We start from the raw sequence: 11,941 nt of genomic DNA, 5'->3' as shown, positions 1-11,941 counted from the left end.
AGGTAATTACTTTATTGAAATATTCGAAACATAAGATCTTACTTATATTCTAGAATGAAGTCCTCTGACTTTAAAACAGCTAAATATTATCCCTAGCCTAACAACGCGAATTGAAAAAAAACCAATATGAAATTTATAATGTTATCTATCAAAAGTCTTCTCAAAGAATAGACTTTAAACCCAAACCTCAGACCAATAAAGTCCAATTAATATCTTATAATTTCATTTTGAATGTGGACGCCGGTAAACCCTCACTGTTTATCAAATTTCCCAATGAATAAGGCTGCCATCCATAATAAACCATATTAGGTTTCTCAGCAGCATATATCAAAACTTTATCTCCCATTATCTGTGCTGAAATGGGTTTTTTCCCATCCAAGGAAAATCCTTTTAATACTGCATGCTCCCTTATGTAAAGACCCTTACCAGTATATTTAAAAGAAATAGTAATCTTTCCATCATCGTATTCAGCCATGATGGGCAGTGGCCCGGATACCAATATATTTTTCTTATAAACCCGATTAAGCGCCCATCGAGCAAGCCTGTTCCCAACATCTTTCTTGTTCCTGGGATGAACATCATTTTTTGCGCCTATATCACTGCTTACGACCATTCCCACATTTTCCATTTCATCCAAAAGAAGGCGTTGATTATTCCTGAATTCCGGCCAATATCCCCCCTTATAGTTGATAGTATCAATAGATGAAAGCTGTACCCAGAAGAAAGGCATTTTAGGCTGTTGCCATTTTTTACGATAATCTTCAATCATCAATTTTTGTAGTTTGGGATATTCTTCTACCCGAGATTTTTCCTGAGCATTACTTTCCCCCTGGTACCACAGAATCCCTTTTATGGCCATTTTGGTAACAGGTTCCATTCCAGATTTATAAGCAAAGCCGGGTTTATAAGCATGGTTCGCTCCCAAACTATCAGTATGAATTGCCACGCCTTCTACATTTTGTTTCCCACGCTCCCTTATCCAGATGGGCAAAGCATCATTTTCCAGCCAATTCCCAATCACTTTTTCGTCAAATGCCGGATGTTCCCGTAATGTTTGTACTGAAATAAATGTTTCTATGGGTGCCCCGCCAATGGCCATATTGATTAAACCGACGGGGATTTTTTCTTCCCTAAGTATTTTTTTACCAAAATAATAACCCACTGCGCTTAATTCATGGATTTGCGGTACCCCACTCTCTTCCCATTTCCCGGAATAGAACTGTTTTGGGGTCAATTTCTTTAAATTTTCTTCTGAATATTTTTCAGCATATATCCCTTTGCCCGTAAAATTGGCATTATAGAACCGAAGCTTATCCCCCGCTAGCTCCTTTTTTTCTTCATCAAAATGCATTTCAGATTTCAGCGGCCACTCCATATTAGATTGACCAGATAATAACCAAACATCACCAATCAAAATATTATTCAATACAATCTTTTCTTCCTCCGAAATAATACTAAGTTCCTGCGCCACAGTATTTGCTGGTTGTGAAGGAAATTCTACTTGCCAGGTAGAATCGGTTTTTGCCCTGACTTCCCTTTTTTCCGAAGAAAATTCAACTTTCACCAAAGTCCCGGGAGCCGATTTTCCCCAGATTTTTATAGGAGCTTCCCGCTGCAAAACCATATTATCGGTAAATCTATTGGGTAAAGAAATTTGGGCTAAGCCTGAAAAGCTTAAAAGTAACAGCAAGGGAAACAAGGTTATTTTCATTTTTTAATTCAGTTTTCTCATTGTTCTATATTCCGAAGCTTAATGTGTGGTTTTAAAATGCCACAGCCTGACCAAATAGGACAGGCTGTGGATTTATTTTTAAAACGGATATCCCTATGAAGAGATTGAAATTATTCCCCCGCACCGCTGGTGATGGTGTCCTTTTCCACCAAAGTTTCATCTTCTTCAAAAACGTGTTTGGCGTAATTATAATCCAACGTATCGTATCTTTCTGAAAGTTTTTTCAACCTGGATTTAAAGTCTGCCCAGTCTCTCTTTTCGCGAGGTGTCCATACTACTTCAGCCAAGGCACTCATTCTGGGTAGTACCATATATTCCACATAATCTGAAGTTTTCATATACTCGGTCCATACATTCCCCTGAGCACCTAAAATATGTTTGGCTTCTTCTTCGGACAATTCCTCTGGGGTGGGTTCAAAAGAATAGGTTTTCTTTACGGTAGTGAGACCACCTATTGCAAGGGGCTCTGTTTCGGGATCAGCCTGATAATGGTCTAAATAGAGGTGCGAGCCCGGGGTCATGATTACATCATGTCCCTGTTTGGCCGCGTCTATACCGCCATCCATACCGCGCCAGGACATCACTGTAGCATTGGGGGCCAAACCACCCTCCAGGATCTCATCCCATCCAATTATTTGACGTCCATTTTTATTTAAAAATTTTTCAATACGCTGGATAAAATAACTCTGAAGCTCGTGTTCATCTTTAAGCCCCTCGCGCTTGATGACTTCCTGAGCCTGAGCACTTTCTTTCCATTCTTTTTTAGGGGCTTCATCCCCTCCTATATGAATATATTTACTGGGGAAAAGTTCCATCACTTCAGTAAGTACATCTTCGAGAAATTTAAAAGTTTCTTCTTTAGGTGCATAAATTTGATTAAAAACACCCCATTTAGTTGCCACCTCATAAGGGCCGGTATCGTTGCCGAGTTCCGGATAAGCAGCAAGAGCGGCAAGGGCATGGCCGGGCATTTCTATTTCAGGAATAACCACAATATGTTTACTTTGGGCATAAGCCACAATTTCCTTTACTTCTTCCTGGGTATAAAAACCTCCATATTCTTCACCATCGTTTTCATCCCAATTTTTCTCTACCATAGTTCCCTTACGCACGGAGCCTACTTCGGTAAGTTTTGGATATTTTTTGATTTCGATCCTCCATCCCTGATCTTCAGTAAGATGCCAGTGAAAACGGTTCATTTTATGCAACGCGATAAGATTGATGTATTTCTTAATGAATTCTACCGGGAACATATGTCTTCCCACATCCAGGTGCATTCCCCTATAAGGATACCGTGGAGCATCTTCTATTACCACTGCAGGAATGGACAAATCTGCAACTGCTTCATTTTCAGATTTGGGGGGCATTAACATCCTTAAGGACTGAATACCATAAAAAACCCCTTTTGGGTTTTTGCCGGAAATCTCAATTTTATCGTAGGCAACATCAAGTTTGTAACCTTCCTCATTTTGGATATTTGCATCAATCTTCAGGTAAATGCCATGAGTAGCGCTATCTTCTTCAGTAATGTTGGAAATACTTGCGCCAGATGCCGTACTAAGTATTTCAGCCAAAAAATCAGCTTCACTTTGCAAAGAAGCTGCTGCATAAATTCTGGTATTTTCGTCTATCAGGAACCGGCCGTTTGCCATTTCCATTTTTGCTGGAAGTGGAATAATTGGGTAGTTGATGTCGGAATTCTCAATAATTTTATATTGCTCATAGGACTTGCTATTGTCACAGGAGGTTAGAGCAATGGTTAGAAATAGGAAACCTAAAAATTTTTTCATTTCAATTAGAATTTATAAATAATTGATAAAAATAAACCTAAAAATTTTCAATATGAAAGGTTTATTTATCTATTTTTTCGTTTTGTTATCATATTAGTTTCGATTCAGTTTTAAAAAATGCAGTCCGGCAAATTATCAAATTTTAAAAGTAATGTGGCATTCCCCATTTGGAATGCTATGAAGATGCTTTTGTACAAATTTTAGTTACGCTTTATGTATAAGACAGACATTCTTAAAATGAAAATCAATATGGTTTATTTTTAGCTTGCTTATATTTATCTTCCCCGTCTGTTAACCATTCTAATGAGAAGCTTACAAAGGCATTCTCTTTATAATCGTCTTTTTCAAAAAACACTCCTATTTCCCCGTTTTCAAGAATAGTCATGGATGAATAAGCTGAACCACCGGCATAGACAGTTTTGCCATCACTCCAGGTCTTCCCTTCATCATAACTTATCCTTACAGTTAGATTCTTACGGTCTTTAGCGTCATTGGAATTTGAAAACAAAAGGCGATTTTTATCATATCCATCTTCAACCGAAGTATAACGCAGGATGCTGGCGTTGTTGCCCGGATCTACCAGCTGGGGTTCGGGTTTTGTAGCCCAGGTTTTTCCTTTGTCATTTGAGATATGAACATAACGATGGCCTTCCCTCGTATTGACCCGGGAGTTGATCATATAATCCCCATTGGCCAATTGAATTACCTTGGATTCATTTGCAGGCTTAATCGGGGAATCTATCAAAAACCAAGATTTTCCGTGGTCATCACTTCCAAATAAATGTAAACCATTCTCCAAATTCACCAGGGTATGCAGCAACCTCCCGTCTTTAGTTTGGATCCCCCTGCCAGAGGTTATGAACTTAAAATCATCATGCCATTCGGGTTTTGAAATTTGAGAAGTGATATCCTGGGGCTCTTCCCAGGTTTTTCCATTATCGGTGCTTTTCATGACATGTAAATAATACACATCTTTTTCCTTGTCCAGGTCCATATAATTATAAAACAGGAAAATATCCCCGGTTTCTTCATCTACGATCATGGAAGGATCTGAAGCAGATTGCCCGTCCGGAAAATCTATTACCATTTCAATATCGCTCCAGGTTTTACCGTTATCGCTGCTTCGGCGTTGCACGATGTTTATGTCCCTACTGCCCCGCAGATCAGCGCAACCCGGCACCCGTTCATCTATGCTGGCTAGGAGGTCACCATTGGGAGCAGTGACAATGGCAGGTATCCTATAACATTCCACTCCTTCAGTCTCCCGCGCATCAAATAAATTTATAAAATCGAGATTATTATTTTTAGGTTCTGGATCTTGGATTACTTTTTGGGTGCCACAACTTAAAAAAACAAAACTGATTAATAAAATTGAAATCTTTTTCATCTTTGAATTTTTATATTTTTACGTGTATTTATTCTTAATAAAGCTCATCTATATCGGTAGATTCCAGTTCATACAAAAAACGAGAAACTTTCACAATGTGGTCGTCGATGCAATTATTACCGTTTTCCACCATAAGCCAGTGGTGGAATGACAATGGAACCCGCTCCCTTTTCCCAGGCAATTCCTGCTGATCTTACCACAATTTCTTCCGCCAGGATTGTATCGGTGCCTTAAGGAAGATTGTAATTATGGACGTCAGTAGCTCCCCACGGCAAGACCGAAAAGCTGCAACTGGTAGCTTTTACCTCTTTATAATTCGTCTTATACAAAATAAAAGGCAGGATTTTTTTCATTTAAACTATGACTTTCTTATTGTGGGTCAGATTTTGGATTCAAATTAACTCTCATTATATTCCTTTATTTTAGAAGAACCGGCTAGTATATTTATTTCTAATTTAGCGAAGGTAATCAATTAAAACGTATTGCATTATGTATTACATATTAATTTAAGGGCTTTGGCATTTCTTAAAAACCCGTCCTAAACTTCAAATCCTTTTCCTCCTGAATCCCATCATTTGTCATTTTTACAGGTACGCAGGTAAACATCCATTTCCATGAGTTGGTGTCCTGGGGGATTTTCAACAGCATTTTATTCCATCCTTTTTTTAGCTTAATTTTTGTAGGGGGCCTATAAAAATAATCCTCGTCAACAAATGGGATCTCAGCCGTGTTTGTGCCCAAATTTGGTTGCTTCCAATTAGGTGGTTCTATCTCCATCCCATTGACCCAAATCTTAGGGTGGGTAGTATGCCAATCTCCCTGACCTGGAAAAGGCCCTACCCGCCTACCGCCAGATCGTGACCAGCCTTGAAATCCTACCCAAAAATCCTGGACGCGATCATCTGGGGAATAAATTTCAGAATAGGCATAAAAAGTACCCGTTCTTTCATTCGTCAAGGCCGGAAAATTAAAAAAATGCCGAAAATGAATGGTACCGCCCACTATAGGTGGAGACCATTCGTAATCTTTTCCATTCACATTATATGAAGCCTTCAAAGTATCTTCAACCGGAAAACGCAAATCAACATCACCATCATTTTTAAAAGGTCCTACAATATTCCATTTTATATCAGTCTGTCGAACGTAGGGAAACTCTTTTCCTTCAAAAAAGAGGTTTCTGTGGGTAATAACTTTATCTTCAAAGGCTTTGAACTCCTGATACTCCTTTGACCCCGCAGGGGGCAATTTAGCCCAATATTCCAGTTTATTTTCAGCCCTTCCTTTCCAGATGGGATCAGCATAAAAAACCATCGAAGGATAGATGGGGTTTTGCTTTAAAATATCACGTTCATGGGCAACGTTATTATCTGGCCATACTGCTAAAATTCCGCCCAAAGCCAAAGAATCCCCCTGGGGTTGTCTTGCAGGTTGTTGAAAAAACAAGCGTGCCATCCCTGCAAACGGATCCAAATGATTAATATAATTGGCACGGGAATCTATAAACCGATGACCTTCTCGTGGGCTGTGTTGTGCCCAGAGTTGATTGATCGAGGTGGAGTCTTTTTCTATTTCAATACCTTCTTTCCAAACAATGATTTCCCGATTATTTGATTTAACTCTATCCATAATTTTTTGAATAAAATCATCGGGAACATACTCTTCTTTATTGCGCACCTCATCGGTGCCAATATGAATATAGGGCATTTCTTCAGCACTCGCCAAACCAGCTAATTCATCAAACAAATCCAACAAAACAGGGAGCGCCTTTTCATCTTGCATCGATTCAAAACCCATAGCTGTTCTAAAGGCCCGCGAATGTCCCGGGATATCAAATTCAGGAATCACGGTTATATGCCGCGCTTTGCAAAACGTCAAAATATCTTTAAAATCTTCCTGGTTATAAAATTTACCTTTTCCCCGCGACGTGGCGGCTTCATTTTGAAGTTGTGGGTATAGTTTGCTTTCCAAACGCCACCCAGGATCATCGGTTAGATGCCAATGAAATACATTGAATTTGTATTGTGACAGCACTTCAAGTTGTTCTTTTAACTGGGCGACCGATTGGAAATTCCGGCCCGTATCGTGCATAAACCCCCTAATTTTAAATGCGGGCCAATCTGTGATTTCTACTTGGGGCAAAATCCCAATTTCAGAATGCTGCCTAAAAATTTGCTGTAGGGTTTTTATGGCGTAAAATGCTCCTTTTGAAGTGCTGGCCCAAATTTTAATTTCAAAACCAATTTTCAATTTATAAGCTTCTTCGGCATTATGGACAGAAATATGTTCTTTTATAATTTCGATTTTTACACCGTTTACTGCTTCATTAATGCCGTTGTTTTCAAAAAATGTAATCAGCTGCTTGGATTCGGGTACAAATTCAGAGGTAAGAATTTGAATTGAATTAAATTCCAACTCACTTTCCCCATATTTAATTTCCTGAGGTATTGGGATTATAGGATATTTTTCCTCTAAACTGATTGTTTGGGCCTGGCCAAGCCCGGCAGCCATAATTGATAAAAAGAAAAGTATTAATTTATCCATAAGAAAACAATAAATATCTGAAAACCGAAGTCTTTCTAATGCCTTCCCCGGTTTAAAAATAAATTACCAAAATGCCTTTGTTGCCTCTAAATACTCCATAGTTTATGCCTTCCAAATCCAATGAAATACTATTTCAATAAGTTTTCTTGTTCAATTTTTTCAAAATTTTTCCAGCACTGGTATAAGCCTCTGGGAACATGAAAACAACCTTTCCACTTTCCTCCCTTTAAAGTTAAATATGGCTCCCCCTGGCGGTTTAAATATCCAAACCACTCCCCGTTTTCTTTATCGGGGAAGCGGTTTAACGTGTATTGATGGACTTTTTCATACCATTCCCAAATTTTAGGGTTTTTAGTATGTAAGTATGCTTTAGACAAAGCCACCAGGGCTTCGAGGTGCACCCACCATAATTTCTGATCCCATTCTAATTGCTGCGGAGGATATCCTTTAACATCCAGAAAATAAAAAATCCCGCCATACTTTTTATCCCAACCAAAATTCAAAATCTTCAAAATCGTTTCTGAAGCTTTTTTTATTAAATCCTTATCATTACTTCTCACCGCAATATCTATCATAAACCACATGGCCTCCAATCCGTGCCCGGGATTTATAAGTCGGCCTTCAAAGCTATCGTTGGGAGTTCCATCCGGATTCAAGAACTCATAAATCAGTCCGTTGTCTTTTTGAAGAAAAACCTTCATTACTTCATTTACACTAAAATCAATGGTTTTTTCAACTTCTTCTGCAGGCAAAACCGCCTCCAGTTCCAATACCAGGTTCGAAAGGATCATAGGGAGGGAAAAGCTCTTTAACGGTCGGTTGCCCGTGCTTTTTTCATATTGGCCTTTGGGATTTTCCCTTCTGTCAAGGATATTGAAATAGGTATTTTTTGCCAGATCCTGTATTTCTTTATCCCCTGTTGCCTTAGCATATTGGCCAAAAGCCATTGCCGCAAAACAATCTGAAAAAATATTATAGGGCTGAACCAGCGGTTTTCCTTCGCGTGTAGTGGAAAAGTAAAAATTGCCCGTGTCATCCCGCCCATGGTCAATTAAAAAATCAATGCCCAGTTTGGCAATTTCCAGCCAATCTTTTTTTTGTTCCACATTGTTGTACAAATAGGAGAACATCCAAGCCTGCCGGCCCTGGAGCCAGATAAATTTATCGGTGTCATAGATCTCCCCCTTTTGATCGAGACAGGAAAAATAACCACCAAATTTTGTGTCAAGAGAGTTTTTTTCCCAAAAAGGGATGACATTATAGAAGAGACTTTCTTTATAAAGTAGGGAATAATTCATTACAATATGTTATACATAAAACAAATATAATGACTTATTCCGAAAGACTACTAAAAATTTTTAACTCTTACTTTCTTAGAAATCATAATTTTTTAGTAAGTTAATTTTCGCTATTTAATATTTCTAAACTTACTAATTATGGTAGTGTCGTTAATTCCAAAATTTTCGGATAATACTTCGTGAACTTCAAAGTCACCTAAAACCCTTTACTCTTAAAAAAAATTTCAAAAGAAGTACCTTCTTCTATCTTCAATTTTTTTCTTAAACGGTGACGGGCTACTTTGATGGAGCTTAAAGAAATCCCGAACAAAGTTGCTATTTGCTGAGATGGAAAATTTAATTTTATAAGGGCGCAAAGTCGTAATTCCCTATCGGTAAGAGAAGAAGTTTCTTCTTTTAAACCAGGTATAAATCCGGGATTTACCTGATTAAATAATGTATAAAACTGCTCCCATTCAGTATCTATGGTCAGACTATCATCTATTTTTTCTACAATGTTTTCGAATAACTGTTTATGTACAACATTTTTTTTCGCTTCCAAGATAAAATCTTCTTTTATCTCTACTAGTAAATTATTTTTATGCACCGTTCTCAGGGTACTATTGGTAAGCTCTTCTGTTTTAAAGCGCAGTTCATCACTCAGTCTTTTCTGTTTAAGCTGTTCATTTTGTCTTTCGGTTTCCAATAATTCCAGTTCATTTTTATAAGCCCTATCTTTTTCCTTTTCTACCTCCTTTGTTCTAATAGCGACTATCTTTTTAAAGTTGTCTCGTTGTTTTCTAATATTTCTATTACGCCAGTTAGCAAGAAAAAGTATCAACAGTCCCGTTAAGAGCAACAAGAAAGCTTGTATTTCCCAACGTTGCCAGAAAGAAGGCAATACTTGAAATTGAATGTTTGCCTCCTGAAGAGATAGTTGTCCCGTGCCATTTTTTGCTGATATATGTAGCCTATATTCTCCTGGAGCAAGGTTAGAAAAAGTAAGTGATTTACGCTTATTTAAAGCATGCCATTGATTATTTAAGCCCTCTAATTTGTAAAAATATTCAGTGTCATCTAAATCGAAGTAATTGGAACTGGAAAAGTTTGCGGTTAAAAGATTATAGCCGGGTTGAAGCTTTAGCTTATAAGCTTGTTCATTATTAAAAACGGCTGTAGGATCTAGGTCTCTTGCCCCTTTTTCTTCTACCACCTTAAAACTCGTAAAAAAAACACGTGGTTGTGATGCATCCCTCTGCAAAGTTTCTGGCTCAAAATAGGAGAGGCCATCATTGCCTGCAAAATAAATACGACCTGTTTTACTCAAACTGGCATTTCCACCATGAAAAGGTGGAATCCCCTCTTGAATTCCAAAACTGTTAATAGTATCACTTTTTATTCGGCTTAACCCAAGGTTTGTGCTAAGCCACAAACTCCTCTCATTATCTACAAGGATACCCCGAACAATTTTACCATGTAATCCCTCCTGTTCTCCTATTCTTTCAAAATTTTTATACCTTCGAGAATACCTGTTTAACCCAAATCCATAGGTTCCTACATAGACCGACAAGTCTGGACCTTCATTAATGCAAAGTATATGGTTTCCACTTAAACTTGTAGTATCTTTTTTAGAAGTATAAAAACTTTGCAGTTGTTCACCTTCCTTAGATAGAATATTAAGTCCTTTTTCTGTACCTACCCACATTACTCCCTTTACATCCTTATAAATGCTGGTAATTCCATTGTTGCTTAAACCTTTATCAGTGTTAATTCGTTTTATAATATGAAGTTGGTCGTTGAATACCACAACTCCATTTGCGGTTCCCACCCACATATTTTCACCTGATGCTTCTTCAATAGCGTAAATAGATCGTAAGTTTTCCTGCTCTGAAAATTGTAGTAATTTTTTCAGATTTGTATCATATATATTTAAACCGCCCCTAAGCGTACCTATCCAAATACGTCCCTTATTATCTTCTTTCATAGACAGAACAATATCTCCTGCGAGGTCACTACTATTATTCTTATTATCTATAAAAACTGTGACCTCTCCAGTTTCTGGATTATATCTCCGTAAACCGTTTCTCCCTGCCGTAATCCAGAGGTTAGCTTCAGCATCTTCCAGAATTTTGGATCCCTGCTTATCCGTGTCAAACTCTAATTGTTGTGGAGAAATATTATACACATTAATACGATCTTCGAAATAACTGATTCCTCCATGTACGGTGCCCCCAAAAATCACATTATGCATTCCTCTGGCCAAACACAAAATTGAATTATCTGATAATCCCCACTCTCCAACTTCTTGTTTAAAATAAGTGAAATGGTCTTTTTCTGGCTCAAACAAATTAATACCACCTCCATCCGTTCCTATATAAATCCGTTGATTATTTCCCTCATATATACACAAAACTACATTGTTATTGATACTTTCTCCTCTCTTCGCCGTAGCTGTATAATGAATTAGCGATTTAGATTCTAGATTATATTTATAAACTCCATTTCCGTTGGTAGCTACCCATAATTGATTTAGATTATCAACTACAATATCATTTATGGGATAAGAATTATTTATTTCCTCTAAAGGAATAAGTTTTTTTGTTTGTGGATTAAAAACCCAAACTTCTCCGTTGTTTGTTCCCAGCCATAACCTCCCACGCGTATCTTCTGAAAGGGAAATAATATTCGTGTTTGAAAAGCTTTTATTTAACTGGGGAGCACTGTAGCTATAAATCTTTTGATCCTCCCGAACAGAATAGAATTTCCCCTTTCCCCCCGCCATCCAAAAATCGTAAGAATTGGAACTGGAAATGCTAAAAACCCCCTTATTAAAAATATTCCTGGTATTATCATCTGTTTCAACACTAAAAAGTTCAAACCGGTCTCTTTTTTTATGATACGTATATAATCCTTTACTGGTAGCAATCAATATATTATCTACTCCAATAATCTTCAAATCATAAATTTCGGCACTATTATTTAAGGGATAAGCACTTACTTTTTCGCCGTCATATCTATTAATACCCAGTCTGGTAGCAGCCCAAATGATTCCATTTTTATCTTGAACCACTTGGCTTATCCTATTGTCGGAAAAACCATCTCTTATATCTAAATGTTTAAACTGTAAAACAGGCTTTTGGGCATTAAGAAGACCTCCACTAAAAAATACCAAAAAGGTCATATTAAAATACTTAATGAAAAGTAAAATGTAACT

General features: G+C 37.6%; 6 protein-coding genes. All 6 read right to left on the bottom strand.

What is annotated here, in order from left to right; translation table 11 throughout:
• Positions 1–214: 214 nt before the first annotated feature.
• The 6 genes from DHD80_RS13445 to DHD80_RS13420 all read right to left on the bottom strand — a co-directional run bounded on the left by DHD80_RS13445 (position 215) and on the right by DHD80_RS13420 (position 11,908).
• Complete coding sequence (locus tag DHD80_RS13445; RefSeq protein WP_251741923.1) at positions 215–1,711, bottom strand: sialate O-acetylesterase; 1,497 nt, start codon at positions 1,709–1,711, stop codon at positions 215–217.
• 131 nt (positions 1,712–1,842) lie between these two features.
• Positions 1,843–3,522 (bottom strand): beta-N-acetylhexosaminidase, encoded by a 1,680-nt coding sequence (locus DHD80_RS13440; RefSeq protein WP_251741922.1) that lies wholly within the window; start codon positions 3,520–3,522, stop codon positions 1,843–1,845.
• A gap of 244 nt (positions 3,523–3,766) precedes the next feature.
• Positions 3,767–4,909 carry a sialidase family protein gene (locus tag DHD80_RS13435; RefSeq protein WP_251741920.1) on the bottom strand — a complete coding sequence of 381 codons (1,143 nt, stop codon included), beginning with the start codon at positions 4,907–4,909 and terminating at the stop codon, positions 3,767–3,769.
• A 525-nt stretch (positions 4,910–5,434) separates the two neighbouring features.
• Positions 5,435–7,450 (bottom strand): family 20 glycosylhydrolase, encoded by a 2,016-nt coding sequence (locus DHD80_RS13430; protein ID WP_251741918.1) that lies wholly within the window; start codon positions 7,448–7,450, stop codon positions 5,435–5,437.
• Positions 7,451–7,578: 128 nt separating this feature from the next.
• Positions 7,579–8,748: an AGE family epimerase/isomerase gene (locus DHD80_RS13425; RefSeq protein WP_251741916.1), complete on the bottom strand. Its 1,170-nt coding sequence runs from the start codon at positions 8,746–8,748 to the stop codon at positions 7,579–7,581.
• A gap of 196 nt (positions 8,749–8,944) precedes the next feature.
• A complete protein-coding gene (locus DHD80_RS13420) occupies positions 8,945–11,908 on the bottom strand; it encodes a two-component regulator propeller domain-containing protein (protein WP_251741914.1) in 2,964 nt (987 codons plus the stop codon).
• Positions 11,909–11,941: the final 33 nt, after the last annotated feature.

Source organism: Gramella sp. AN32, from assembly GCF_023718305.1.
Taxonomy (GTDB): domain Bacteria; phylum Bacteroidota; class Bacteroidia; order Flavobacteriales; family Flavobacteriaceae; genus Christiangramia; species Christiangramia antarctica.
Note: the sequence above shows the minus strand (reverse complement) of the source record. Positions and strands in the feature narration are given on the sequence as shown.

Coding starts and splice junctions, on each gene's coding strand:
- DHD80_RS13425 (WP_251741916.1), bottom strand. CDS start 8,748: ATGAATTATTCCCTACTTTATAAAGAAAGTCTCTTCTATAATGTCATC.
- DHD80_RS13420 (WP_251741914.1), bottom strand. CDS start 11,908: ATGACCTTTTTGGTATTTTTTAGTGGAGGTCTTCTTAATGCCCAAAAG.
- DHD80_RS13435 (WP_251741920.1), bottom strand. CDS start 4,909: ATGAAAAAGATTTCAATTTTATTAATCAGTTTTGTTTTTTTAAGTTGT.
- DHD80_RS13430 (WP_251741918.1), bottom strand. CDS start 7,450: ATGGATAAATTAATACTTTTCTTTTTATCAATTATGGCTGCCGGGCTT.
- DHD80_RS13445 (WP_251741923.1), bottom strand. CDS start 1,711: ATGAAAATAACCTTGTTTCCCTTGCTGTTACTTTTAAGCTTTTCAGGC.
- DHD80_RS13440 (WP_251741922.1), bottom strand. CDS start 3,522: ATGAAAAAATTTTTAGGTTTCCTATTTCTAACCATTGCTCTAACCTCC.